The organism is Paenibacillus sp. JZ16 (assembly GCF_015326965.1).
Taxonomy (GTDB): domain Bacteria; phylum Bacillota; class Bacilli; order Paenibacillales; family Paenibacillaceae; genus Paenibacillus_AQ.
Window position 1 is genome coordinate 4,091,961 of record NZ_CP017659.1, and the last position, 25,026, is coordinate 4,116,986.

The 25,026-nt window shown below is 50.2% G+C and carries 24 protein-coding genes and 1 other annotated feature; of the genes, 7 read left to right on the forward strand and 17 right to left on the reverse strand.

Annotated features, from left to right (window positions below; genetic code table 11):
- Positions 1-148: 148 nt before the first annotated feature.
- Positions 149-1,723 carry a sigma-70 family RNA polymerase sigma factor gene (locus BJP58_RS18640; RefSeq protein WP_194540106.1) on the reverse strand — a complete coding sequence of 525 codons (1,575 nt, stop codon included), beginning with the start codon at positions 1,721-1,723 and terminating at the stop codon, positions 149-151.
- 266 nt (positions 1,724-1,989) lie between these two features.
- Positions 1,990-2,268 (forward strand) — a binding site (T-box leader).
- A gap of 50 nt (positions 2,269-2,318) precedes the next feature.
- On the opposite strand from BJP58_RS18640, the gene trpS reads away from it, so the two are divergent.
- Positions 2,319-3,302: a tryptophan--tRNA ligase gene (gene trpS / locus BJP58_RS18645; RefSeq protein ID WP_194540107.1), complete on the forward strand. Its 984-nt coding sequence runs from the start codon at positions 2,319-2,321 to the stop codon at positions 3,300-3,302.
- Between the two features lie 74 nt (positions 3,303-3,376).
- Here the strand turns inward: trpS and BJP58_RS18650 are convergent, their stop codons facing one another.
- The 6 genes from BJP58_RS18650 to BJP58_RS18675 all read right to left on the reverse strand — a co-directional run bounded on the left by BJP58_RS18650 (position 3,377) and on the right by BJP58_RS18675 (position 10,273).
- Complete coding sequence (locus BJP58_RS18650; RefSeq protein WP_194540108.1) at positions 3,377-4,528, reverse strand: ABC transporter permease; 1,152 nt, start codon at positions 4,526-4,528, stop codon at positions 3,377-3,379.
- A complete protein-coding gene (locus BJP58_RS18655; protein ID WP_194540109.1) occupies positions 4,528-5,646 on the reverse strand; it encodes an ABC transporter permease in 1,119 nt (372 codons plus the stop codon). Before BJP58_RS18655 ends, BJP58_RS18650 begins: the two co-directional genes overlap by 1 nt.
- 29 nt (positions 5,647-5,675) lie before the next feature.
- Entirely contained in the window at positions 5,676-6,611 is a 936-nt protein-coding gene (locus BJP58_RS18660; protein WP_194540110.1) for an ABC transporter ATP-binding protein, read from the reverse strand.
- 207 nt (positions 6,612-6,818) lie between these two features.
- The gene (locus tag BJP58_RS18665) at positions 6,819-7,892 is read right to left on the reverse strand and encodes a sensor histidine kinase (protein WP_194544984.1); all 1,074 of its coding nucleotides are present in this window, start codon (positions 7,890-7,892) and stop codon (positions 6,819-6,821) included.
- A 47-nt stretch (positions 7,893-7,939) separates the two neighbouring features.
- Positions 7,940-8,593, reverse strand: a complete 654-nt coding sequence (locus BJP58_RS18670; RefSeq protein WP_071220520.1) for a response regulator — start codon at positions 8,591-8,593, stop codon at positions 7,940-7,942.
- A 501-nt stretch (positions 8,594-9,094) separates the two neighbouring features.
- Positions 9,095-10,273, reverse strand: coding sequence for a YhgE/Pip domain-containing protein (locus BJP58_RS18675; protein ID WP_194540111.1), 1,179 nt, complete (start codon positions 10,271-10,273; stop codon positions 9,095-9,097).
- A 172-nt stretch (positions 10,274-10,445) separates the two neighbouring features.
- Here BJP58_RS18675 and BJP58_RS18680 point away from each other — a divergent pair, with 172 nt between their 5' ends.
- Positions 10,446-11,057 (forward strand): TetR/AcrR family transcriptional regulator, encoded by a 612-nt coding sequence (locus tag BJP58_RS18680; RefSeq protein WP_194540112.1) that lies wholly within the window; start codon positions 10,446-10,448, stop codon positions 11,055-11,057.
- 81 nt (positions 11,058-11,138) lie between these two features.
- Here BJP58_RS18680 and BJP58_RS18685 read toward each other — a convergent pair whose 3' ends face one another.
- Positions 11,139-12,188 (reverse strand): NAD(P)/FAD-dependent oxidoreductase, encoded by a 1,050-nt coding sequence (locus tag BJP58_RS18685; RefSeq protein ID WP_071220523.1) that lies wholly within the window; start codon positions 12,186-12,188, stop codon positions 11,139-11,141.
- Between the two features lie 324 nt (positions 12,189-12,512).
- Here BJP58_RS18685 and BJP58_RS18690 point away from each other — a divergent pair, with 324 nt between their 5' ends.
- The 4 genes from BJP58_RS18690 (at position 12,513) to BJP58_RS18705 (ending at position 16,373) form a co-directional block, all read left to right on the forward strand.
- A complete protein-coding gene (locus BJP58_RS18690) occupies positions 12,513-13,385 on the forward strand; it encodes an ABC transporter ATP-binding protein (protein ID WP_071220524.1) in 873 nt (290 codons plus the stop codon).
- Positions 13,309-14,286 carry an iron-hydroxamate ABC transporter substrate-binding protein gene (locus BJP58_RS18695; protein WP_194540113.1) on the forward strand — a complete coding sequence of 326 codons (978 nt, stop codon included), beginning with the start codon at positions 13,309-13,311 and terminating at the stop codon, positions 14,284-14,286. Before BJP58_RS18690 ends, BJP58_RS18695 begins: the two co-directional genes overlap by 77 nt.
- A 69-nt stretch (positions 14,287-14,355) precedes the next feature.
- The gene (locus tag BJP58_RS18700; protein ID WP_071220526.1) at positions 14,356-15,366 is read left to right on the forward strand and encodes a FecCD family ABC transporter permease; all 1,011 of its coding nucleotides are present in this window, start codon (positions 14,356-14,358) and stop codon (positions 15,364-15,366) included.
- Positions 15,363-16,373, forward strand: coding sequence for a FecCD family ABC transporter permease (locus BJP58_RS18705; RefSeq protein ID WP_194540114.1), 1,011 nt, complete (start codon positions 15,363-15,365; stop codon positions 16,371-16,373). Before BJP58_RS18700 ends, BJP58_RS18705 begins: the two co-directional genes overlap by 4 nt.
- A 715-nt stretch (positions 16,374-17,088) precedes the next feature.
- On the opposite strand, the gene BJP58_RS18710 is transcribed toward BJP58_RS18705, so the two are convergent.
- A complete protein-coding gene (locus BJP58_RS18710) occupies positions 17,089-18,639 on the reverse strand; it encodes a BCCT family transporter (protein ID WP_194540115.1) in 1,551 nt (516 codons plus the stop codon).
- A 128-nt stretch (positions 18,640-18,767) separates the two neighbouring features.
- Positions 18,768-19,106 carry a winged helix-turn-helix transcriptional regulator gene (locus BJP58_RS18715; protein WP_194540116.1) on the reverse strand — a complete coding sequence of 113 codons (339 nt, stop codon included), beginning with the start codon at positions 19,104-19,106 and terminating at the stop codon, positions 18,768-18,770.
- Between the two features lie 129 nt (positions 19,107-19,235).
- On the opposite strand from BJP58_RS18715, the gene BJP58_RS18720 reads away from it, so the two are divergent.
- Positions 19,236-19,640, forward strand: a complete 405-nt coding sequence (locus tag BJP58_RS18720) for a YybH family protein (RefSeq protein ID WP_194540117.1) — start codon at positions 19,236-19,238, stop codon at positions 19,638-19,640.
- Positions 19,641-19,707: 67 nt separating this feature from the next.
- On the opposite strand, the gene BJP58_RS33940 is transcribed toward BJP58_RS18720, so the two are convergent.
- The 7 genes from BJP58_RS33940 to BJP58_RS18755 all read right to left on the reverse strand — a co-directional run bounded on the left by BJP58_RS33940 (position 19,708) and on the right by BJP58_RS18755 (position 24,978).
- Positions 19,708-20,682, reverse strand: a complete 975-nt coding sequence (locus BJP58_RS33940; RefSeq protein ID WP_194540118.1) for a hypothetical protein — start codon at positions 20,680-20,682, stop codon at positions 19,708-19,710.
- A gap of 351 nt (positions 20,683-21,033) precedes the next feature.
- A complete protein-coding gene (locus BJP58_RS18730; RefSeq protein WP_194540119.1) occupies positions 21,034-21,531 on the reverse strand; it encodes a phage tail protein in 498 nt (165 codons plus the stop codon).
- Positions 21,531-22,010: a GNAT family N-acetyltransferase gene (locus tag BJP58_RS18735; RefSeq protein ID WP_194540120.1), complete on the reverse strand. Its 480-nt coding sequence runs from the start codon at positions 22,008-22,010 to the stop codon at positions 21,531-21,533. The genes BJP58_RS18730 and BJP58_RS18735 overlap by 1 nt, the downstream gene beginning before the upstream one ends.
- Before the next feature lie 210 nt (positions 22,011-22,220).
- The gene (locus tag BJP58_RS18740; RefSeq protein ID WP_194540121.1) at positions 22,221-23,198 is read right to left on the reverse strand and encodes a ring-cleaving dioxygenase; all 978 of its coding nucleotides are present in this window, start codon (positions 23,196-23,198) and stop codon (positions 22,221-22,223) included.
- 233 nt (positions 23,199-23,431) lie between these two features.
- Positions 23,432-23,950: a peptide deformylase gene (def, locus tag BJP58_RS18745; RefSeq protein WP_194540122.1), complete on the reverse strand. Its 519-nt coding sequence runs from the start codon at positions 23,948-23,950 to the stop codon at positions 23,432-23,434.
- A gap of 4 nt (positions 23,951-23,954) precedes the next feature.
- The gene (locus BJP58_RS18750) at positions 23,955-24,197 is read right to left on the reverse strand and encodes a helix-turn-helix domain-containing protein (protein WP_071220536.1); all 243 of its coding nucleotides are present in this window, start codon (positions 24,195-24,197) and stop codon (positions 23,955-23,957) included.
- Positions 24,198-24,333: 136 nt separating this feature from the next.
- Positions 24,334-24,978 (reverse strand): class D sortase, encoded by a 645-nt coding sequence (locus BJP58_RS18755; RefSeq protein WP_194540123.1) that lies wholly within the window; start codon positions 24,976-24,978, stop codon positions 24,334-24,336.
- Positions 24,979-25,026: the final 48 nt, after the last annotated feature.

Genomic DNA, 25,026 nt, shown 5'->3' on the forward strand with positions numbered 1-25,026 from the left:
AGATCCCCCGAGGTTTATCCTTTCTGATATGTTAAAAAGAAGCGATCCTTGTTGGGCGTTAACGCCAGCAAGGATCGCTCTTATGTTTATCTGCTGTTAATCTGATTCGCCACTCTGCTCAAGATCGCTTTTTTCCTATATCTGCTGTTCAATCGGATTCAGCTATCCGCGCAACCGACTTCCGCTCCGGATCCCAGCGCCATGATGGAGCCTTGCCCCGCACATGCAGGCCTCCTACCCATTTATCGATCGTTCCGGAGCAGGCATAGTCGGTCTTCCCGGCTAATACCCCATGCCCCACACTCGTCACTTGCAGCACCCGGTCTTGGAAATGCGGGACGACCTGCTTGAAGTCCGGAAAAGGTGCTGTACCATCGATAACCAGCAACGAATCCGGGCCCTCCGTCATCTTCGCCAGGTAATACCAGAACTCCAGATCTCCCATTCCGAGTGTATGGAGCTTATCACCTACCTTTCGGAACAACTCATACGGCTTATGGATTCCGCCCGCTACAGCCTCTAACGTCGTCTTCTCGATGATCCCGAGTCCATGGTTCACAGAGGGCAGCCGTGCCAGATGGGCTTCGAATGCATCTCTCGCAAAAGGCAGTGCCGAGGAATCCACCTCCAGCATGCGCTGATGTCTTTCCGGCCCATCCGAGGTATAGCATTCCCACAACATGCTGCCCAGCCTAAGCTCTTCTTCTCCAATTGCATGCCATGTGCCCGATAAAGTCTCGAGCTGCTCCGTGCTAAGCTGCCCCAGCCCCCGAAAAAGCTCGACGCCCGGGTAGGCGCCAATGCACAGCAAACTCAGCTTCGTATTTCCCAGTGATTGTTCCTTAAACCAATGCAGCAAGTAGGCCAGCATGGTCTGGTCAAACAGATCATGCTCAAACCAGAGCACGATTTCATCATATTTTCGAAAATCCTGTAGCTTCCTCTCCTGCAACTCGCAGGTCTCGATATATTCCTTCTCCGGAATCCCGAGCGTTTGCTCCAAATACCGAGCTCTTGTTCTCCTATGATCCGGCTCGTCCATCTTCGTAAAGACCGGACCAAACGAATATAGCTCCCTCCACACCAGGATATCTCCTTGAATGTTCCCTTGCTTCAGCTTATCCCCTACCGAATCCCCGTTAACGATATGCAGCATACGTTTTCCTCCCTCATACAGATCGGTGAACACCGATACAAAGTCGGCTACGTGCAGCGTGTTCTTCAGCTTCCGCCGGGCATCAAAGAGTCTCTTCTTCAAAGCCGGCAAGGATATATCCAAATATTGTGAGATCTCCCGCAAGCTGTAGCCTTGAAAATAATAGAGCTGGACCGCAATCCGCATGCCGGGCGGCAAATCCGCGATCGTGGCATGCAGCTGGCGAATCATCTCTCTCTTTTCCACGACAAACTCCAAGCTCCGCTGGTCGCCAGCCGGCAATTCCATCTCATGCAGCGGTAACGTCTGCAATTGCTTACGGCGCCGGTCTCTGTAGCACTGCCGCTCCACGATCACTTTGAACCATCCGGGAAAGCGCCGGGGATCCTGCAGCTTGTGCAGATTCGCAAATGCCTCCGTAAAGGCCTCCTGCACGGCATCTTCCGCCAAATAAGGATCCTGCAATTTATCGTAGGCTACGGCCAGCGCCATGCCGGTAAAATGCCGGACCAACCTTCCCTGGGCCTCCGCACTGCCCCGCCGGGCTTCCTCAATCCACTGGAACACGTTCACTAAAACCTCCCTTCATGGTGTCTCTATCCCTTAAGTGCCGATCTGAACGAAAAAGGTTACCTCTCTTCAGGAATTCTGCACCGGATGGATGATATATCGAAAATTCTCCATCGCCTTCGCCGGCGCCTCCCAGGCCCGATTCAGACCACCCGATTCCTCTTGACATTCACTTAACACCTGTGTGATGATACTCTTCAAATCATCTTGTTCTCTCTTTACATCCGAAAAGAGCTGCGCAGATGAATTTAAGAACAACATACCACACGGCTATGAGAAGAAATAGTAGCTTATCTCTTGAGGTCCAAGCGAACCGGCGAATGGTGCGAGGCCCGGTACCCCGGAATGAGTGAATGGATCTTCTCGCTTCAACCCGAACCTTTCGGCTGTGCCGGAGCAGTAGGCCTTGACGGCTCTCCACCGTTACTTTGGGAGATATGGCAGGAATAATAATGGTGTTTTTCCCCATTTCCACGTCATGCTAAAGAGCGACAGTATAGTCGAATTCGGGTGGTACCGCGGAGTTACACTTCGTCCCATAGAGGGATGAGGTGTTTTTGTGTTGTTCGCAAACCATTAGGAGGTGTTTTTTATGCAACGATTATTGTCAGGCATCAAGCCGAGCGGGGATTTGAATATTGGCGGATATGGAGGTGCGCTCCGTCAATATGTGAAGCTGCAGCATGAGTATGAGTCCTATTTCTTCGTGCCGGATCTGCATGCGATCACGGTCTATCAGGATCCCATGGAGCTGCACCAGCGCACGCGGGACATTGCCGCTCTGTACATTGCGTCAGGCATTGACCCCGATAAAGCGACGATCTTTCTGCAATCCCAGGTCCCCGCGCATGTAGAGCTCGGGTGGTTGCTGGAGACGCAGGCGCATTTTGGTGAATTAAAGCGGATGACCCAATTCAAGGAGAAATCGGAAGGTCAAGAAACGGTCAGCTCGGCGCTCTTCACGTATCCCGTCCTGATGGCTGCCGATGTGCTGCTCTATCAGGCAACGCATGTGCCTGTCGGCGACGACCAGAAGCAGCATTTGGAACTGACCCGCGATATGGCCGAACGCTTCAACAACCGGTATGGACGCACGTTTACGGTGCCTGAACCGATCATTCAGGATATTGGCTCCCGCATCATGGGTCTTGACGACCCGTCCAAGAAGATGAGCAAGAGCAATCCGAACAAAAACAGCTGTGTCCACATGATGGATACGCCGGAGGATATCCGCAAGAAATTCTCGAAGGCCGTTACCGACTCAGACGGCGAGGTCCGGCATGACTGGGAGCAGAAGCCGGCGGTCAGCAATCTGATCGAGATTTATTCGGTATTCTCCGAGGAAGCCATCTCCGTCATCGAGAAACGGTATGAAGGCCAAGGATACGGCACGTTCAAGAAGGAATTAGCCGAAGTCGTCATCGAGAAACTTCAACCGATCCAGGAGAGGTTCCATCAAATCGTGAATTCCTCCGAGCTAGATCGCATTTTGATGGACGGAGCGAAGCGGGCTTCAGAAACCGCAGGCCCAACACTGCTTGCCGCCAAGAAAGCGATGGGATTGGTCACGTTCTGAAAGAACCGAGAGGGCGTCCCTTAATATCTGCATCCTGCTTCAGGAATCAGGTTAAGGGGCGCCCTGCTTATTTTTTATACATAGCTCTGCGTATCTCTATTTCTTCCAAACTTGTAGGTTGCAATCAGCGATAAGGCCAAGGCAAAGGCCAGTAGAATCGCCACATTCAACATAATGTCGGTCAACGCGCTTCCTTGTTGAAGCTTGCCGAACGTATCGAGCAGCCAATACTGCGGCAGGAAATCGGCGATTCGCTGAATCGCTTCGGGCATCACGGTAAGCGGGAATACACACCCCGCCAGCAGCGAAGTCGGCATGATCACCATCGTCTGGATTCCGTTCGCCATCATGGTGCTGTCCGAGAACGCGACAATGACCTGCGATAAACTGACCGCGACCAGAGCGAACAGCGACAGAATCAAGAACATCTGCCAGAGCGGAAGGCCAGGCTCGATATGAAAGAACCGGGTCATGACAAACAAGGTGGCCGCAATCTGGATCATCATCAGAACGATGTTCACGATGGCATTCGAGAAGACGTAACTGCGGGCCGTAATAGGCGACGATAAGAGTCTATAGTACGTACGGTTCTCTCGATCCCGGATCGTTAATGCTGATAGATTCACGGCGGAGAATAACATGAACACAACCAAGTAACCAATCGTCCGGTTGGTCATATCATGATTGACCGATTGATCCGCGACCGTAGTCGTGGACAATTGAAACGTTGAACTCCGATAACCGCTGTATAATTCGTTAAATGCGGAGGCATCGCCACCCGCCATAACCCCCATGGAGGAGATATTCCGGATGTACGCGTTCAGATACGCTTTGACATACCCCGTAACCTGAGCTCCCTTAATCGACTCGATCCGGACCGGCTCGGGTGCCCCCCGAATTACGCTCTGCGCAAACCCCTCGGGGAAAATCAGCACCGCATCCAGTTCACCCGACACAACCAAGTCATCCGCTTCCGACTCCCTAATGACTGATGCCTCGGTATGCTCCAAATGAGCAACAAAATCGATCGTATCTTGCGTGACCTTCTGTTCGATATCGTGATTCACGATGCCAATGTTAACGGAAGTCTCTCCAGAACCCTTGTAGATTAAGGTGGATAGCAGAATACCGACAATAGGAAGCGCGATAACGAGCAGCAGATTTTTATAATCCTTCAACGAGGTCAATATCGTCTTTCGAATGAGCCAGAGCATATCCTTCATCATTACAGCCCTTCCCTTCTTCGCATCGAAATCATGGCTACCGCCAATAGCAGGACGGAAAATCCCACGTTCAGCATTATCGCATGCACGGCTGCAGTCCCATCGCCTGAATAGATGATTTGCAGCAGAGCTTCATTGGACCAATGCAGGGGAGAATACGTTGCGGCCTCCCTCATGAATCCCGTTGTGCTTGCAACCGGCGTATATCCTCCGCCAAAGAACGCAGCCAGTTGAATAATGACCATGATGACAGCTCCGGCTGCATTTCCCTTCAGCACGTAGCTGATGCCGAGCCCGAGGCTGAGCGCAAACAGGATCTCGGTGAACAAAACCAGGAATACCATGATGGGGTTCTCCCCCCAATAGGCATTGAACATATATTTGCTGATCAGCACAACGATGATGACAAATACGGCATTGATTGCGAGCGTGCCCATTATTTTTCCGGCAAAAATCTCGGCTTTCGTCACCGGTGAGGCCAATAGGCGCTGCGCGGTGTTTCGCTTTCGCTCACTATCGATGAGTCCGCCTGCCGTCAAGGCGCTGTACAGGATGATCATCGTGGTGACCGCAATCGAAAAATAATCAAGCGAACCCGGCTGCCTCGCCCCCTGAATGGAAGACTCCAGCACATAGCTCCCTCCATCATCAACAAGCAGCTTGCTCTCATATTCCGGATCGATCTTCGCGGCTTCGGCTGACAGCCGGTACCGGTCGGTAAATGCGGACAGCATCCCCTGTACAATCCCGTTCTCCATACTGTTGCGGCTGTTTCCATCATAACGGATACCTTGGCCGTCCATTTCCACGTAACCGGTGTACCGGTTGTTTTTCACTTCCTGCCCTCCGTCCATGCCTTCCTTGACTTGCTCAAAGACCATGCCCGATGAGCGTTCCGCCTCCTGCATGAAAACCTGCCATTGCTCCGTAAGCGCGGGTTCTGCACCGTCGTTATGGTATAACACCCGGATGTCTCCAATCGTGGTACTGCCGTTAAAAGCATTCGAAAGCGCTGTCCCTAGGATCAGAATGAGCAGCACCGGGGTTGCCAGCATAAACACCAGCATCCGCGGTTCCCGGACGATCTTCATCTCCTTCAGCGCGATTCTCAGTACGTTCATGTATTTCCACCTCCCTCTTCCTTGGTCCGCTAATCCCGAAGGCTCCGGCCGGTCAACGTCAGGAACACCGTTTCCAAATTCGGCTCGGACGCTTGAACGGAACGAATTTCAATGCCTTGCGCCATGAATTGCTGAATGATTTTATTCAGGTTATTGACCCCTGCGTCGGAGCTGATGTGCACGGTATTCTCCTTCACTTCAACCGATTTGACGCCCGCGATCTCTTTCAGCTTGCTCGCTTCAAGATGGGCGGCCGTTTGCACTTCGATCCCGATATCCTTCTGGTCCGTAATAATGGCCTTCAGCTGTGCCTTTGTGCCCTCCGCTATGATCTTGCCGTGGTCGATAATGGCAATCCGGGTGCAGAGCTCCTCCACTTCCTCCATATAATGGCTCGTGTACAGGATCGTGCTGCCCATCTCATTCAGCTTCCTGACCGAGTTCAGAATATAGTTCCTCGATTGGGGATCGATGCCGACGGTCGGCTCATCCATGATGATCAGCTTCGGTCTGTGGGCAATCGCGCAAGCGATATTCAGTCGTCTCTTCATGCCTCCGGAGAAGCTCTTCGGGTACATCTTATGTTTGTCACTAAGTCCGACGAAGGCAAGCGCCTCTTCGGCCCTGCTCCTAAGCTCCGATCCTCTCATTCCATACAATCCGGCAAAAAAATGAACATTCTCATAGGCGGTCAAATCCTCATATATCGCGACCTCTTGCGGAACCATGCCGATCTGCTGCTTCGCGAACTTTCTGTGCTTCATCAGATTCTTGCCCAGGACATGAACCTCTCCCTTGGTCATGGGCATGAGCGACGATATGATATTAATGGTTGTGCTCTTGCCTGCTCCGTTCGCGCCCAGGAAGCCGAAGATCTCGCCTTCCCGTATGTTCAACGACAACTGATCTACCGCTATGAAATCCCCAAACTTCTTCGTAAGACCTTTGATCTCCAGCACGTTCATACGTTTTTCGCCTCCATATTCCATCCACGCATCAACCGGTGGACTTGATCTGCATTTATCGTACGAAAAAAGGATGCCCTTGCGATAGTGCACAAGTTCATCCTTATCCATGAGAATCTTCATGTTGTTGACGATCCAAATCTTCACCCTTGTGGGGAATGTCATTTTGACCCGATATCTCTAATCCGCCAAATGCACTTACCGGTTTTAGCTATAAGGTATTAAAGTGGTCACCGAGAAGCCGTCGGAGCCATCCACGATCACGGTACCATTCACGACCGCGGCGCGCTCCTCCATGCCTATGATCCCAAGACCCTTGATGACCTTCTGCATGCCCTTGCCGTTGTCGCTGACCTTGGCCTTGATCATGGTGCCCAGAACTTCGATATGTAACGAGACTGCCGTTGCATTCGCATACTTCATCGTATTGGTTAACGCTTCCTGGGTGTTATCCTGAATGATTTTCCACTGAAGCGGTGTAATCACATCCATATTGCCCTCATGCGTTAATACGGTCTTGATCGGGTGCTGGGTGGAGAACTCCTCTAGGAATAAACGCATTCGGTTGATGCCGAGCTGCTCCGTAGGAGGCTTTACGTTCTTCAAAACCAGCCTGATGCTCTCAATGCCTTCTTTGGAGATGGATATGGCATTCTGCAGCAGCTCGGCGGACTTGTCCGGATTCGTTGTCATCAAGCGCTTGGCCGCCTCCATCTGAATCAATGCTCCCGTCATGGAATGCCCGATCTTGTCATGAATTTCCTGGGACAGCCGATTTCGCTCTTCCAGCTTGAACATATATTCAAACTGCCGGATGTACTCATTATTTTCGCTCAGCCGCTGGGTCAACCGATCCAGTTCACGATGCATCTGCTCGTTCTGCTCCTGATAGGATGTGACTCGGCTTATAAAAGTCCTCAGCATGGTGAGATAAATATAGGATAGAACGGATATAAAGAAATAGGTCAAGCCAAGCTCGTAAGGCACTATAAACGCTGGAACCAGCAGGAGAATCAGGATCATCCAGCTCCTGCGAAGATATAAAGACAACAGCTCATACAGATTCGCGGGAAGCAGCATGAAGAACAGCGGATGAATGTAGAATGAGGACGCCACGACAACAAGAATAGCCAGTACCATGAAGTATGGCTGTGTATTGCGACTCTTGAAAATATAGACGGATACATTCACGGACAGGTAGAGAAGCATGACCAGTATATACCATGACGTTATCGCAAGATCAGAGGCATACGACTGGCTGATCACATACAGGAACAGCATACTTTTGAAACCGATGACCCACAGTTCGGCATAATTTCGGCGTTCGCTCACTTATTCACTTCCCCCGTCAGATAAAAAATCGCAATCTGGGTTCGATGCTCAAGACCTGTCTTGCTGAGAACTGAAGTGATGTGATTGGCAATCGTGCCTTCGGAAATAAACAGCTTCTTCGAAATTTCCTTGTTGGCCAGCCCTTTGGCGATGAGCGCCATAATGTCCAGTTCCCTTTCGGTGAATAGACTCCGGTCGAACTTGTCTGCCTTATCTTCCTTTTCAGGCTTTCCGGGAGAGAGCCCGGATTTGATTTTATCCAGTACGACGTCCTGCAGCACATGATGGCCGTGGTACACCGTTTTGATTGCATCGCGAATCCGTTCCGGGTCGTTATTCTTTAGCAGATAACCCTTGGCGCCGTTCAGGATCGCATCGGTAATATATTCATCGTCGTCGAAGGTCGTTAAGATCAGCGTCTTGGTCTTGGTACGCTCCGTGAGCTGCTTCGCGGCCTCAACACCGTTCAGATTCGGCATCCGGACGTCCATCAGCGCCACATCCACTTCATGCGCTTCGCAATAGGCCACCGCTTCCTGGCCGTCTTCAACGGTCGCCACGACGTCGAACTCATCAAACGTAGTCAGAATGATTTTCATACCTTCCCTGATAAACGAATTATCGTCCGCTATGATCACTTTAATCTTCAACTTACGCTCACACTCCCTTATTCAGGATTATACAGGCCGTCATCTTGAAGAACGATAGTATTTTTATTCACCTAATACAAGGGGGACCGTCACGGTGCCAACGCACTGCTGCCATGTTCCCGGCTAACATGGACCAAGCTGCTTGAGCGTAGCAAAAAAAGCAGTGCGGGTAAACCCACACTGCCCATTCGCCAGCCTATTCTATTAGTGCGTGTTCAAAAAGTCGGATTTTCAGCACCGAGAAGGTTGGATGAAGTTAGGGACTGAGGAGCGGAGCGTACGTTTTGGGTACGTGAGCACCGGAAGGCCCGACTGAATTCAAGATTCGATGCCGAGTTCCTTCTTGACTCCCTTCGTGTTAGATATAGGATTTATAAGTTATCAACGGAGTTGATGAAATTCTATATCGCAAGAAAACCTACTTCCGAATCGCGGTCGCTCAGCTCTGAATTTGCCTCGATTGGTTTTCTTATCAAAAGACTACATTTTGAACAACCTCTATTAAGAAGCGGTCATCGACTTTCTTTTGTCGGAAAGGCTCCCCTTCTTCAGCACCGAGGCAAGCAGCAGAACAAGGAAACCTCCGGCGATAGACCATAGTACGGCAGCATTCGCGGAAGATGCGGAAACGCCGTCAAAATACATTACATCTCTTAGAGCCGAAGCAGCAAAGCGGAGCGGCGTCCACGAGTACAGCCAATCCTGTGTTGACTGCGGCAGAAACTCCGGCGCCATATTAAGAAGCGGCATCGAGAAGAACATCAGGAGCACCAAGATGCCCATAGCCGGGATTCCCATCCAGTTGAGCAGGGTCGACTGAAGGAGGAAAAAAGCAGAACCTGCCAGCCACAGCATCAGCCAAACGCGGCCCCCGTTGGTAAACTCCATGCCATACCAGGAGGATGCCATCCATACCAGGAAACCGGAAGCCAGACCCGCCAGCAGCAAACCGGCAGCGCCTTGCAGCACAATCGAGGTTCCCCTGCCGCTGCCGTCAGCTACGGCTTTCTGCAGCGCCTGGAACATGAACACGCTAATGATCAGACATCCAATCCATAAAATCTGCACCAGCATGCCCGGCGCATTGCCGCTTGCGTGATTAATCCCGACAGGATGTACAACCTCCTCCTGAACCTCAAACGGGGTAAGGAGAGCCTGTGCGGTTGTTACAGGCAGCATATCCGTCTGCGTGCTGATCATCGTCAATGCCTGGTTGGAGAGCTGCCCTCCCGCCATCTTCATCGCTTGCCCGAGCATCTGTTTCACCGCTGTGGATGCCTGCGTGCTCATCCCCTCGTTCACCAGCACCTGCACCACAGCCGGCTTGGGATCAGGCGATTGCAGCGACAAGATGCTCGCGCTTAAGTCCTCAGGCAGCACAAGGGCTCCATAATACTTCTGGCTGTCGAGCCCTTCCCGTGCCTCCGCTTCCGAATTCACGATTCTCCACTGAATGGGCAGCTGTGAGCTGCCCTGCAGCATCCCCTTCATCATATCGCCAACAGCAAGGGGTTCGCCGTTCGGTAACTCCGCCGGCTGATCCAAGACGACCAATGCAACGGGCAGCGACTTCGGCTTCGCTCCCGCGATCGATCCCATCATGGCCACGCCGAAGACCGACAGGGCCAGAATGACAACCAATGCGCCGATCCACAGCATGTTTTGTTTTAAGAAACCCATATCTACCACTCCTCGTCATTAATGAACATACTGTTGATTAAAGATCACAGCGTTAATTATAATGAAGAGAGATTTTTGTTCAATCATCAGCTTTCGGCGGAGTGTTCATTACTCATCAGTGTTCAAGCATTCTGTTGATTAAGTGTTCAAAATTGTACTGGAGGGGAATTCCTTGATCAAAAAGACGGATCGCCGGCAAATTCGGACGAATCAGTTGTTGCGGCAGACCTTGTTTGAGCTCATGGACGAAAAAAGCATAAATGCGATTACCGTCACCGATATCGCCAATCGCGCCAATATCAACCGAGGTACCTTCTATCTGCATTATCGGGATGTGCCGGATATGCTGGATAAGCTCAAAAAAGAGGTGCTCCAGAAGATTAAGGACATCGTCGTTCATATTGACCCCAGGGATTCCAGAGACTATGCGGAAAAGGGCGAGCCTTATCCGGCGTCAGAACGAATATTTGAGGAGCTCATCCGTCATGCCGCCTTCTTCCGTGCCGTTGTCGGCCCGAATGGGGACATATCCTTCGTGCGGCAATTCAGGGAATTCATGAAGGAGCATATGTTTGCTAAGCATGCGTTCAGAAAGCCCGTAGCAGAGAATCAAATCATTCCGAGCGATTACCTGATTGCGTATATGACCTCCGCCAATATCGGCCTGGTCATACACTGGATCGAGTCCGGCATGAATAAGTCCGCAAGAGAAATGGCGATCATGATGACCCAGCTGATCAACTACGGCCCGTTGATTACTTCAGGGATCATCCCAAAACAGTAAGGTAATGCAAAAAAAGAGAAGCGGGGAATTCCCTCGCTTCTCTTCTTTGCTTAATGGCACATAGGCGCTTTGCCTGCTTCGCTAATTGATCAATTGCTTTACTAATTCGCGGTTTCGCTCCTTGAATACCTCGTTATGCGAGGAGACCATCGCGTACTTTTTGGCATCCGGCTCAATGAACTGCTTCGCGCTGTTCACCGCGTTCGCGGCATCCTGGAAGGCGCCCGCAATCAGGTGCAGCTTCCCGTCAAAATGCAGGATGTCGCCCGCGGCATACAACCCCGGTATGGAAGAGTTGCAGCTTGCGTTGCCCGCGATATAGTAATCATCCACCCGATGAATATCGAGCTTGCTGTTCTCCAAGAGCGACATATCCCGTTCATAGCCATGGTTAATGATCACTTCGTCTACGGCCAGATAGGAAACTTCCCCCGTCTCATTATTGGTCAATTCCACCCGCTCGATCACCTCATGATTATCCGAAGCAATAAGCTTCGTGATCGATGTATTGAGGTGGCAAGTGGCCTTGCTGTTCATCAACTGATCGACCTGGGCTTCATGGCCTGACAATTCGCCTTTTCGATAGGCCAGGTACACCTTCTTCGCCACAGGCTCCAGCTCATTCGCCCAATCCACGGCCGAATTTCCTCCGCCGGACACAATCACCGTTTTGCCCTTGAAATGCTGCAGGGACTTCACCGTGTAGTTCAGGTTCGACACCTCAAACCGCTCGGCTCCTTCAATATCCAGTTTCTGCGGATTCAGGATACCTCCGCCGACCGCCACGATGACCGTTTTGGACAGATGCACGCCGGAATTCGCCGTATGTAATTCGAACAGCCCTTCCTCATTGCGGGCGATCGATTCAACCTTCTCGTTTAACAGCACTTCGGGATTAAACGTCAGACCTTGCTGAACCATCTGTTCGATCAGCTTCGCGCCCGGAACGGGTGTCAGTCCGCCGACGTCCCATATCATTTTTTCCGGATAGACGTGAACCTTCCCGCCAAGCATGGGTTGATATTCTATAATCTTGGTTTTCATGCCGCGCAGTCCACTATAAAAAGCAGAATATAATCCTGCTGGTCCTCCACCAATAACCGTTACATCAAATATCTCTTTCCCACTCATGCATTTCACTCCCGGTCTATAGATTAAAAGGCTGTTTGTGATCACCTTGTAACGTAAATGATTATCATTATCAATTAGTATACGTTGCCTTTCACCGTTTTACAATCAATCATTTAGAAAAAATTCATATTGTCACAATTTCGCCTATATATAGGCATGTAATACTCTGCCAATCTATATATGGATATGACTCAGATGAAACATGAATATTATTTAAAATTTCCATTAAGATATTTATTGACAACGACGCGGCCCCACATTATATTTATGGATGAAATTGAGAATCATTATCGTTTGATAGCTAACTACTCTGGAGGTGAAATGATGATTCGCCTAAGTACAGATCGAATAAGCGTCGGTTACGGCGAGAATCTGATATTGAATCGTCTTAACGTAGATATTCCCGATAAAAGAATCACAACCATCATTGGGCCGAACGGCTGCGGCAAATCCACTCTTTTGAAGGCTGTTACCCGCATTATTCCTTACCAGTCCGGTGCTGCCATTCTGGATGGAGAAGAAATCGCCAAGATGAACACCAAGCTCCTGGCGAAAAAGCTGGCCATTCTGCCCCAAACTCCGGAAGGACCGGGCGGATTGACGGTTGGCGAGCTTGTCTCCTATGGCCGATATCCTCATCAACGCGGTTTTGGCCGCTTGACCAAGCAGGATATGGAAGTGATTGACTGGGCGCTGGAGGTTACCGGGACCCAGGATTACAAATATCGCTCGGTGGATGCTCTATCCGGGGGACAAAGACAGCGGGTGTGGATTGCGATGGCCCTTGCTCAGGAGACCGAAATGATCTTCCTCGACGAACCGACAACGTATCTGGACATGGCGCATCAGCTTGAGATCCTGGAACTGCTGGAGAGACTTAACATCGAGCAGGAGCGTACCATTGTTATGGTCCTGCATGATTTAAACCAAGCCGCCAGATTCGCTGATTACATTATCGCGATGAAGGATGGCGATATCATTCAGGCCGGAGATCCGGAAGCCGTCATTTCACACGACGTATTAAAGAAAGTATTCCATATCGACGCCGAGATCGGCCGCGATCCGCGCACCGCAAAACCGATCTGTATCACGTACAATCTATTAAAAGGGGAAAAAGAGGATGTACTCAAAACGGAGCAAAACGACAACTACGAAGAAACTACTCATCCCGTTTATAGCGCTGCTGCTCATTCTTAGCGCTTGCAGCAGTAAGCCTGCGGAGACAAGCAGCAATCATACAGGAACGACCGAAACACCGAAAACGGAACAAAGCGAAACTCCATCCGGGACCATTACATATGAGTCCGAGAACGGACCCGTCGAAGTACCTGCCAATCCGCAGCGCGTGGTTGTGCTGTCCTCCTACGTAGGCGACCTGCTTGCACTCGGCGTCAACATGGTGGGCGTTGATTCCTGGTCCAAGGCAAATCCCGCATTTGCGGACAAAATCAAGGATGCCGAAGAAGTCACGGATGAAAGCCTGGAGAAAATCATCGAGCTGGACCCCGACCTCATCATCGGCCTGTCCACTATCAAGAACGTCGATAAGCTGAAAGAGATTGCCCCAACCGTGACCTTCACCTACGGAAAAGTCGATTATTTGACGCAGCATCTTGAAATCGGCAAGCTTGTGAACAAAGAAAAAGAAGCCCAAGCCTGGATCGATGATTTCAAGCAACGGGCGCAAAAAGCCGGTGAGGACATCCGTGCCAAAATTGGAGAAGACGCCACCGTATCCGTTATCGAGAGCTTTGATAAGCAGCTTTATGTATACGGCGATAACTGGGGCCGCGGTACTGAAATCCTGTATCAGGAAATGAAGCTGAACATGCCGGAAAAAGTGAAAGAAATGGCACTCAAGGACGGTTACTATGCCCTTTCCGCGGAAGTGCTGCCGGAGTATGCCGGCGACTATGTTATTCTGAGCAAATTTGCCGATGCCGATACGTCCTTCCAGCAAACCGAGACGTATAAGCAAATCCCGGCGGTGAAGAATGGCCGCGTATACGAAGCAGACGGAAACCGGATTTATTTTAATGATGCCACCACGCTGGAGTACCAACTGGAGTTCATTACGGAACACTTTTTGGGCAACTAGCATATAGGCTGTACTTGCTCAGACTTATGTAGATTGAATATTCCAACTTTAAGATGAAAAGATGATTCCATGACAATGCCTACGAAACGATCCATTCCTATTTCCATCAAATTGATTGCAGGCATCATCGTATTTATAGGCATGTTTGTTGTTGCGATGGTGTTCGGCGCAGCTGAAACCAGCATCAAGGATGTATGGTTTGCCCTTACCACCTCGATGGAGGGCGAGAAATTATCCCTCCTTCGCGAAATCCGGCTGCCCCGTGAGGTTGCCGCCATTCTGGTCGGAGCCGCGCTTGCGGTCTCCGGCGCCATCATGCAGGGCATTACCCGCAATCCGCTGGCGGATCCCGGCCTGCTCGGTCTTACCAGCGGGGCGAATGCGGCGCTTGCCTTCACGCTGGCTTTCATGCCGGCTGCGAATTATTTTGGCATTATGGTGGCCTGCTTCATCGGAGCAGCGATCGGTGCCGTGATGGTCTTCGGTATCGGAGCCATGCGAAAAGGCGGCTTCTCTCCCTTGCAGATGGTGCTGGCTGGCTCAGCCGTATCCGCATTCCTGTACGCCATCGCTGAAGGAATCGGCATTTATTTTAAAATATCCAAGGATGTGTCCATGTGGACGGCAGGCGGTGTGATCGGCACATCATGGGGACAGCTGCAGACGATATTTCCGTTTATTCTCATTGGAATTATTATTGCCATCGTGTTATCAAGACAGCTGACCATCCTTAGCCTAAGTGAAGAGGTCGCCGTCGGTTTGGGACAGAACATTGCCGCTATCAAAGGCATCCTGTTTGTCGTGATTGTCCTCCTGGCTGGAACCTCTGTGGCCTTGGTGGGAAATCTGGCCTTCCTCGGCCTGATGATTCCCCATATCGTACGCGGGATCGTTGGAACCGACTACCGCCATGTCATTCCGATGTCCGCCCTCGTCGGAGCCATCTTCATGCTGTTTGCCGACACGGTTGGACGAACGCTGCATGCTCCTTACGAAACACCCGTAGCTGCTCTGATCGCCATCATGGGATTGCCCTTCTTCCTGTTTATCGTACGCAAAGGAGGGCGGGGACTGTCATGATTCATCCATCGTTAATAAGAAAACAACGCATTACATTTCTGGTCTTGTTGATCCTTACAGTAGTTACTATCCTCGTTGGTCTGGGTCTCGGTTATTCATCCGTTAGCTATGACCGGATTATTCCAACCCTGCTGGGGCAAGGCAGCTTCAAGGAGAAATTCATTATTTTCGATGTGCGCCTGCCGCGCATGCTTATTACTTTGCTGGCCGGAATGGCGCTTGCCTTATCGGGTGCCATTCTGCAGAGCATTACCCGAAATGATCTTGCGGATCCCGGTATTATCGGCATTAACTCGGGGGCCGGGGTCGGCGTAGCCGTATTTTTCCTGTTCTTCCCGATCGAAGCCGGCTCCTTTATTTACATGCTGCCCTTGGCGGCATTTATCGGAGCTGTGCTAACGGCCGTGGGCATCTACCTGTTCTCTTTCCGAAAAGGCGAAGGCTTACAGCCCGTTAAATTGGTGCTTACCGGTGTCGGGTTCTCCATGGCACTCTCGGGTGTCATGATTATGCTCACGTCGTCTGCCGAGCGGACCAAGGTCGATTTTATCGCCAAGTGGCTGGCTGGCGGGATATGGGGAACCGATTGGCCCTTCATTGTGGCACTGCTGCCCTGGCTGATCATCCTGATTCCGTTCACCCTATACAAAGCGCAGCGCATGAATCTGCTGGGATTAAGCGATCCCGTGGGCATCGGCGTCGGCGTATCTATTGAGAAGGAGCGCATCGTGCTGCTTCTGGCTGCCGTAGCGCTTGCAGCATCCGCGGTATCCGTTACGGGCGGGATTACATTCATTGGACTCATGGGCCCACACATTGCTAAAGCGCTGGTCGGCCCGCGGAATCAGATGTACATTCCGATTGCCGTATTGATCGGGGGCTGGCTGCTGCTGCTCGCGGACACGATCGGACGCAATATCGTGGATCCCGACGGCATCGCCGCAGGCATTATGGTCGCCATCATCGGCGCGCCGTATTTTGTATATTTGCTGCTGAAGAAAAAATAACCGTTATTCTTTTTTTAACTGAATGCCTAAGCCCCTATTGCACTCTTTCAGGTGTAAAAGGGGCTTTTTTGTATACGGTGAATCGCTTTATTTCATACATAAAGTTCATGAATAAGGTAATATAAGGATAATTCGCTTGGTAAAACAAAAGGGAGGTATTATGGCAAAATCAAAGAAAGCCACCGATTCAGCTGCAAAGCGATGGATGTCAACATTTCCTCTATGGATCCTCGTGACGGTCAGTGTACTATGCATGCTCTGGATATTCGATCTCTTGATCGACCTTGGGCTGCCTCGACAAGATGCAGGCTGGATTAACATCGCTATCGTGGGAATGTACCTTACAGGTTATTTTGCCGGCGAGCTGTATGTCTATCTGGATCGAACGTATGTAGATGGAAAGCAATCCTATACCCCGGGTGACGACATGAAGTCCGGATCCTTCAAGAAACGAATCCTCCTTCAGTTCGACATATACCTCTTTGTGATCCTAACCATCCTATGTTTCAATTGGATTCACGGCTTATTCAGATCTCTTACATTGCCATCGTGGTATGCCTATTACCTGCACATATCTTTCCTATGCTTATACTGGTTCGGCTATGGTTGCCGTCTTTTCCGAGCGTATCTCCTTACAAAATAAAGAGGGCACCGCATGGATGCCCTCTTTATCGAACAGGGAGTAAAAAACCTCGTTCGGCTAAGCGTCAGCCCTTTACTTCTTCCCCCGGTTGGCCGCCTCCTCCAGACGGCGGAACCGTTTCAGATCAGCCTTCCGAATCGGAATCGGCTCGCGGCTCAGCAGCTTCACCACGGCAATGACCAACAGCAGCAGCAGCACCGTAAACGGCAATGCCGCAATCAATGAAGCCGTCTGTAAGGCTTCCAGCCCGCCCGCATACAGCAGTACACCTGCTATCGCTGCCATGAGCGTGCCCCACACGATTTTTGCAATGTGCGGAGGGTTCAGGCTGCCATAGGTGGTCATGCTGGATAAGATGTAAGTTGCTGAGTCCGCTGATGTTACCAGGAACGTCAGAATGAGTAAGATCGCCAGCACATTCATGACCATGGAGAAGGGTAATTGGTTAAAGAGCTGAAACAGAGCAGATGTCACATCTGCATTAACGGCTGCAGCAATCCCGGTGCTCTCGTGCAGATCAAACCAGATCGCCGTCCCGCCGAATACCGCGATCCATAGACAGGCAATGACCGGCGGCACAACCATCACGCCCACAATGAATTCACGAATCGTTCTTCCCTTGGACACCCTCGCCACGAAAGCTCCCACATACGGAGACCAAGCAATCGCCCAGGCCCAGTAAAAGATCGTCCATTCCCGTACCCACGTGCCTTCAGCGTAGGGTTGAAGCCTCAGGCTGTACGAGACGAAATTCGTAATGTAATCGCCTAGCGCCAATGTAAAGGTCTCCAAGATGAAAACAGTGGGACCACTAACAAACACAAACAATAAAAAAATGAGCGCCAACGCGAGGTTCAGGTTGCTTAAGTATTTAATCCCTTTATCCAATCCCGTTGTGGATGAGATCATATAAGCGACAAAAATAAGCCCCAGCATCATTAACTGCAACCCGACACCATTGTTCACTCCCATAATCGTGTTCAAACCACCGCTCATCTGCAGAACGCCAAGTCCAATGGAAGTCGCGATGCCCATGACCGTTGCAATCACCGCAAGGATATCAATTGTATTCTTCACTGCGGGCTTCGAGCCGGTGACAGGCTCCAGCGCTGTCGACACCAGCCCATCCTTCTGCTTACGGTACTGAAGAAACGCGATCACAAGTCCGACAAGGGCAAACACCGACCACTGACTAATCCCCCAATGAAAAAAAGAATAGCCCATAGCCACGCGCGCCGCGTCCACACCTTGTGCTTCGACGCCTCCGAACGGCGTCTTAAAAAAATGGCTCATGGGTTCAGCCACGCCCCAAAACACCAGCCCTACACCAAACCCCGCAGAGAACAGCATTCCAATCCAGGTGAAGAACGGATACTCGGGCTTCTCCTTATCTCCGCCAAGGCGAATCGTTCCGTATTTACTGGCTGCCACCCAGATCAAAAAGATAATAATCACAAAGATCGAGAGCAGATAGAACCAGCCGAACGTATTCGTCGTAAATCTGTACAAATACCCTGCCACTTCACCAAATGCTCCAGGCATAGCAGCCCCTAGAATAGCAAGAATGGCAATGATAACGGCCGAAACCGTAAACACGATGTTCTTCAATAAACTCCCTTTCATATGCTCCACCTCAGGCTATTAAGTCATCCATTCCTATACAGTATTTGTATTTAAACCAGAATTGATGTACTTAATCGGTGAATGTGTGCAGTAATGGGTAGTACTTCGAAAGGAAGCGATCTTGAAGCCTATTCGTTAGGGACCTGTTTCGTATCGATATACTGTTGTCCCAGAATGACCATTTGCTCAAGCACCGCTTTGAAATGGATACCGAACTCCGTTATGGAGTATTCCACCTTGGGGGGTACCTCTTGATACACCGTCCGTTTCACGATGCCCCTCTCCTCTAATTCCCGCAATTGAACGGTAAGCACATGCCTTGATACTTCCGGTATTCTCCGATGCAGCTCACCAAAACGCAGCGTTTCCTGAAACAGTTCATACAGTACTCGAGGCTTCCACTTTCCACTAATCATGTGCAAGCCTACTTCAGCCGGGCACCCATACCGCTCATCCTGATATGGCATATGTATTGCTGAACCCCCTTTAAGTCATTGGTCATAAATAGATGACTAAGTCATAAAATTCTGCGTACTTATCACAGCTTTTATTTTCAGATAGGCTATTGCTATCATCATACAGAAAGAGGAGATTCAATGAAACCATCCATTCCCGCAAGCCGAGTCTGGAAGCCGGAGGAGATGAATGCCGCATTTGCTGATTCATATAACTCAGGGGACATCGATCAAGTGCTGGCGTTGTATGAACCGAACAGTATTCATGTCCACAGCAATGGAAGCTTGGAGATCGGAATTCATTCCTTCCGCCATACGCTGGAGGAACTGCTGCTGCTTCAAGGCAAGATGGTCTCCACCAATCTATACTGCATCCCTTTTGAAAATATCGCTATGCTGCGTGCCCATTTCATCTTGCATACCGTGGACCCGGATGGCCAATCTCTTGTGCTGCAAGGTTATACCTCCGAGATCGTGAGACAGCAGCCTGATGGAAGCTGGTTGTACATTGTGGACCATCCGTTTGGTTCAGATGTTATGGAATGAAGGTAATTATACAATTACCTTAGTAACCGGGCTGGTAATTCATCAAGGGATCACCAGCCATGTTATGCTATCTAGCTACAAACCAATTTTCTGGCTCAGGTGTTATGGTCACAAGCACTTGGCCAACTTGGCCTGGCTGCGGATCAACCGCAGGTTGTCCGGCAACAGGAGTTCCTCCCCCGTTACCACCGTTTCCGCCGTTGGCCCCACCTCCACCGCCAACGGTAACAATGCCTGTTACACCCATTGCATTCACTCCGCCCATACCACCATTCAGCTGGAGTGTCCCCGTAACTGTTGGAGAAACGGTTGATATAAGGTGGATAACACCACCACTTCCGCCTCCGCCGCCACCTTCGCCATCTCCGCCATTACCATCCCAACCGATAGCCCCGTTCCCTCCAGCCGCCGCAAGGGTTCCCGCAATGGTTATGCTATTCTTAGCAGCAATCAATATAAAGCCCCCAGCACCACCCCCGCTACCGACTATACCGCTACCCGCAGAGAGTGGGTTTACTCCATGATTTCCGTTAGCAGTAATCAGGGCCCCATTGGCAATTACGACTTGGCCCTGGGCAGCCAAAATCAAACTACCTCCGCCTTCTCCGCCACTGCCTAACAAAGTTCGGCTCCCAGCCCCACCGCCAGCTGCTGTTGGAATGACCTGTGCTGCTTGCAGTGATCCGAGTCCAATTCCGCCGTTATATGGTCCTGCAGCAGCAGCGGATATTCCCTCGTTTGGTGAGCCATTGCCAGAGTCTGCTGCACCGGGAAGAACCGTAACTACACCACTTATCACGAGATCCCCCGATGATTGGATCGTGATGCCGCTTGGAATGATAAGTGTCCCCGCAATTTCTACTCTGGAGAACTGCAGATTTGTTCCAGAAGGCAATGCTGCAAGAGAGCCTGGAACACTTAAATCCACAACCTGGCCACTGTTTATGAGCAATTCACCGGCTGAGCCATCCCCATAAACAGCAAGCGAACCATCTACCCCCTGCGGCCCAAGCGGCCCTTGTGGTCCTGCCGGACCAATCAAACCTACCGCTGCTTCCGATAAACCCTGAATCCCTTGAGGACCCTGAGGGCCAACAGGCCCTACGGGACCAATCGGTCCGACCGCTCCTGGCCTTCCCCGAAATCCCCGGAGACCACGTTGCCGGATTCCCCTTACCTTGGATTTCTTGCAGTGAAAATATCGTTTTGAATGATTACGGTTATGACTATATTTGCTTGGTAAGGGTGCACTTCTTGAATGAACAGGTTTAACTTTACATCTTAACAAGTGACCACTACCTCCCTCCGTCGTTCAACTCAGTGTATGCACTCAAGACCAGACAAGAGGTGGTCAGGTGACTAGCAAACGGCCTATTTTACTTGTGGATGTTCTTCATGGAATCGGAGGGAATATCCCTTCTATAGCAATGCAGTAATTTAAAACAAGATAAGGCTGCATGTTATTATGCGGTTGATTTCCTCCAGTAGGAGCAATAGCGCCCGGGCTCATGAATGAATTAGTGACTTCGTGATACGTCAAGCTGTCAGAGAGCGCCCATGTTCGATCCACAGGTAACACACTATTAGCTGGATTGGCGCTTCCCATTGCTTGATGCGTATGGCTGGGAAGCTCCGCGTCCGTTAGGGTATGGAACTCCTCTCCACCATTCTCTCCTATCGGGAAGTTGGTGCCTCGATGAACAGCAACTCTCCCCCTTAAATCCGGGAGCGCAAAATGGGTCGTGCCGTTCCCCCCGTACGTTGTCCCCAGCAGAGAAAACAAGGCTGTATTCTGAGCAATCGGCAATAACTGCCCGTCACAAAACGCCCACCCATCGGGAGCAAAATTAAAAGCGAATAAGCGAATTTCACCTAAGAACGGATCTGCCATTATATGTTACCTCCTGTCCTCTCTGTCGAAGCGCTCCACTCCATGTGTACATAAACATCATCTCCCCCTCTTATCCGGAATCCTATGCGTTCATATAATGCTATAGCTGGATTTGAGCTGATAACATGGAGACGGATGGACTTCGAGTCTGTCCTGGCCATATCCTGTAAATGAACCAGGGCTGCCGTTCCTATACCCTGATTCCCGAATTCAGGCAAAATCGAGATGTCGACCAGGCGAATTTCGGCAGGTGTTTCATGTACAATGACTCGCCCAGCCTGTAGCTGGTTATTCATAAGAATCAGGTGCGATGCTTGAGGGAACTGCAGTGCATAGGAGCGCTGCTGGAGATCAAACTGCATGCGCAGAAACACCTCCATTTCCTGTTCTCCCCATCCCCAGGAGGAAACTTCTCTAAGGCGTGTGCTGCGGTACAGCTCATATAAAAACGCTGTATCTTCCTCGTTAGCATCAATCATATTGATCATGGGATTATACGATACCTGCCCCTGCCTAAAAGTCGATAACCCCTAGGTTATCGCGGTACTTCAGTTTATGCGGATAAAGAAAGTAAGGTACAATAATCCAGAATATGTCGTGCTTTGCCTGTCACACACCTTTACTACGGAACAAAAAAAGCAACCCAGCTGTGTCTTAAACAGCCGAATTGCTTCTTCAGATTCATTGCATTATTCCTTCACGAATTCCTTCGTGCTGCGCACGGTATCGATTGGACGAACCATACTCTCAATCTGTTCGCGCTTTGGCTCCAGGAATGGAGGCAGGGACAATTTCTCGCCAAGAGTTTCATATGGCTCATCACCCATGAAGCCTGGACCGTCGGTTGCAAACTCAAACAGAATTTGGGGTGCAACTCGCGCATACAAGGACTGGAAGAAATAGCGGTCTACAAAGCCCGACGTATGAAATTGGAAGTCGTCAAGACGCTTGATCCAATGTTCCAGCACCGAGCGGTCCTCTACCCGGAAAGCCGCGTGGTGTACAGTGCCGAAGCCCTGCTGAGCTCTTGGAAGCACGGCGTTGTACTCGACAACCACCTGGGCGCCATTGCCGCCTTCACCAACCTCAAACAGATGAAGCGAGCCTTCCTTGCCGATTTCTTTGAATTCGAGCACTTTCTCCATCATTTCCTTGAAATAATCGAAGTTGGACACCCGTACAAACACCGGGCCGAGTCCTGTAATCGCATGCTCCAACGGAATCGGTCCCTTCTGCCAAGGAGTTCCTGAAGCCACGCCCTCGTTGTTCTCATCGGAGATGAGCTGATACTGCTGATCGTCAAAATCAACAAAGGCGAGTGTTTTTTTGCCAAACAATTCTTGAATGCCTTGATGCTTTACATCCAGCCGGTCAAATCGCTTGATCCAATATTCGAGCGCTGCATCGTTAGGAACACGGAACGAGGTTTTGTAAATCTCGTCTGTACCGTGTCTGCCCTGCGGGATGCCCGGAAAGTCGAAGAATGTCATATCGGTGCCGGCATTGCCCTTGTCATCCGCGAAAAACAGGTGGTATGTCTGAATATCGTCCTGATTAACTGTTTTCTTCACAAGTCGCATACCGAGCACATAGGTGAAAAACTCGTAGTTCTTCTCGGCACTGCTCGTAATGGCTGTTACGTGGTGAATTCCTTTTAATCCGTTCATGGTTAAATTCCTCCGTCTCTTCTATTTAGAAAGTGTTTGCCCGACCTTCAAAAATTATTATTTCGATTTAAAACATCTTTAATTTAAGATAATATTATCACGAGAACTCTGTTCCGTCAACCTTCTAAATTCAATATCTTATTTTGGTCGTGAATGATGATATAAAAAAACGGTCGGACATAAAGACATCCGGCCGTTCTATTTCTATCCTTATAAGAGTCTCCTCATGTCCGTTATACGCCAGTATTGGATAATCCAATGACAGGAAACAGCTCGATGCGTTGATGGGTCTCCTCGTGATACAACCATCCATCCCGAACATGGTCCACAAATAATATGCCGTTCAGGTGATCAATCTCGTGCTGCATACATCTGGCCAGATAATCTTCACCTTCCAGGATCACCGTCTGGCCTTGACGATTTAGTGTCTTTACTTTAACCTTATTGGCCCTCTTCACATATCCGTAATACCCCGGATAAGACAGACAAGCTTCGGGGCCCATCTGTTCCCCGTCCATCTCTACGATTTCCGGATTAATCAGCTCGATCAACCCTTCTCCGCAGTCCATGACAATAAGCCTTCGTAATATACCGATTTGGGGTGCGGCAAGACCAGCGCGCCCTTCACTGTCATACAGTGTCTCTGCCATATCATCCAGAATCTTCAATGCTCTGGCGTTTACGGTATCGACTGGCCGGGCGATCTTTCGTAAGATCGGATCACCGAATGGCACAATAGCTTTAACCGTCATTCACTTAAGCCCCCTTAGTTCTAGAAGGAGGTGTATGCACCCATAAGTCACCTGGAGTACACTCTAAGGTTGTGCAAAGGGCATCTAACGTCTCTGCCTTCATCTGCCTGGGCTGGTTCGTCAGCAATGCACTAATGGAAGCAGCTGATAAGCTGTAATTCGCCTTCTCTTTCATCAGCCGCGCCAAAGCCGCTCCCGACCATATCCCTCTCTCCGCCATCACATTACGTAGCATCCATTCGAGCAAAGGGTCCCCCTCCCGTTCCATGAAAAATATTAGCTCATACCTTATTTTATTAGGTACTGCCTAATATCTCAAGCCTAATTTTTAGGAGCTAACGAAAGTCGTTCTCTCCAAGATCTTAATGATCCTTAAGAGACACTTAATCGGAAACGAGTTCAGCCTGAACAATCAAACGATGTGTAGCCTCGTAGAGAGGATCGCAAGTGATCAGTGTAATGATCTGCTCATCCGAATCTCCTTCCAGAACAGATACATCGGTCGGCTCCACGATGGAAATCTGGTTGACTCGGTAAATCAATTCACGGCCATCCGTCTTAATGATGATCTCATCCCCGTATGTGAGCTCATTCAATCGATTGAATAGACGTCCGGTCTTATGGGCCCGGTGGGCTGCAATGGCAGCATTACCGGCTTCTCCGAGTCTTGCCGTCCCCGTAACGCGAGCAGCTGCATTCTTCATATTCGATTGGGTTGCTCCCTCCAGAATAGGAAGCTCTAACTCTAGTTTGCTAATGGTGATAATGCCGATAGGTGAACCTTCTTCATAACCGGTTTGTTCCTCTTGTGTTGAGGCCGCTGCCTCTCCCTCGTCCAGGATACGGGACAGCTCCTTGTAATGAACAGCAACATTATCTCGAGCGGAACTCTGTTGAGCCTGAGCTTCAATTTGCGCTGCTTGCTTTAGTAAATCCCTCTGTTGGCGGTCTGCATTCCAATCGCGGAGGATCGGATATAAGAATATGAGAAGCCCAACAAGAATCAAGACAACCGAAAGCTTTCGCATGAAGAGCCCTCCTTCCCTATTACGATTGAAATTTAAATCCCCCTCTCC

What these genes read in the sequence shown, in the direction of transcription:
- BJP58_RS18705 (WP_194540114.1), top strand. Translation starts at nt 15,363, where the DNA reads ATGATTCATCCATCGTTAATAAGAAAACAACGCATTACATTTCTGGTC.
- BJP58_RS18755 (WP_194540123.1), bottom strand. Translation starts at nt 24,978, where the DNA reads ATGCGAAAGCTTTCGGTTGTCTTGATTCTTGTTGGGCTTCTCATATTC.
- BJP58_RS18695 (WP_194540113.1), top strand. Translation starts at nt 13,309, where the DNA reads ATGTACTCAAAACGGAGCAAAACGACAACTACGAAGAAACTACTCATC.
- BJP58_RS18685 (WP_071220523.1), bottom strand. Translation starts at nt 12,188, where the DNA reads ATGAGTGGGAAAGAGATATTTGATGTAACGGTTATTGGTGGAGGACCA.
- trpS (WP_194540107.1), top strand. Translation starts at nt 2,319, where the DNA reads ATGCAACGATTATTGTCAGGCATCAAGCCGAGCGGGGATTTGAATATT.
- BJP58_RS18730 (WP_194540119.1), bottom strand. Translation starts at nt 21,531, where the DNA reads ATGGCAGATCCGTTCTTAGGTGAAATTCGCTTATTCGCTTTTAATTTT.
- BJP58_RS18660 (WP_194540110.1), bottom strand. Translation starts at nt 6,611, where the DNA reads ATGAACGTGCTGGAGATCAAAGGTCTTACGAAGAAGTTTGGGGATTTC.
- BJP58_RS18665 (WP_194544984.1), bottom strand. Translation starts at nt 7,892, where the DNA reads ATGCTGTTCCTGTATGTGATCAGCCAGTCGTATGCCTCTGATCTTGCG.
- def (WP_194540122.1), bottom strand. Translation starts at nt 23,950, where the DNA reads ATGACGGTTAAAGCTATTGTGCCATTCGGTGATCCGATCTTACGAAAG.
- BJP58_RS18675 (WP_194540111.1), bottom strand. Translation starts at nt 10,273, where the DNA reads ATGGGTTTCTTAAAACAAAACATGCTGTGGATCGGCGCATTGGTTGTC.
- BJP58_RS18655 (WP_194540109.1), bottom strand. Translation starts at nt 5,646, where the DNA reads ATGAACGTACTGAGAATCGCGCTGAAGGAGATGAAGATCGTCCGGGAA.
- BJP58_RS18710 (WP_194540115.1), bottom strand. Translation starts at nt 18,639, where the DNA reads ATGAAAGGGAGTTTATTGAAGAACATCGTGTTTACGGTTTCGGCCGTT.
- BJP58_RS18715 (WP_194540116.1), bottom strand. Translation starts at nt 19,106, where the DNA reads ATGCCATATCAGGATGAGCGGTATGGGTGCCCGGCTGAAGTAGGCTTG.
- BJP58_RS18735 (WP_194540120.1), bottom strand. Translation starts at nt 22,010, where the DNA reads ATGATTGATGCTAACGAGGAAGATACAGCGTTTTTATATGAGCTGTAC.
- BJP58_RS18740 (WP_194540121.1), bottom strand. Translation starts at nt 23,198, where the DNA reads ATGAACGGATTAAAAGGAATTCACCACGTAACAGCCATTACGAGCAGT.
- BJP58_RS18720 (WP_194540117.1), top strand. Translation starts at nt 19,236, where the DNA reads ATGAAACCATCCATTCCCGCAAGCCGAGTCTGGAAGCCGGAGGAGATG.
- BJP58_RS18690 (WP_071220524.1), top strand. Translation starts at nt 12,513, where the DNA reads ATGATTCGCCTAAGTACAGATCGAATAAGCGTCGGTTACGGCGAGAAT.
- BJP58_RS18650 (WP_194540108.1), bottom strand. Translation starts at nt 4,528, where the DNA reads ATGATGAAGGATATGCTCTGGCTCATTCGAAAGACGATATTGACCTCG.
- BJP58_RS18700 (WP_071220526.1), top strand. Translation starts at nt 14,356, where the DNA reads ATGACAATGCCTACGAAACGATCCATTCCTATTTCCATCAAATTGATT.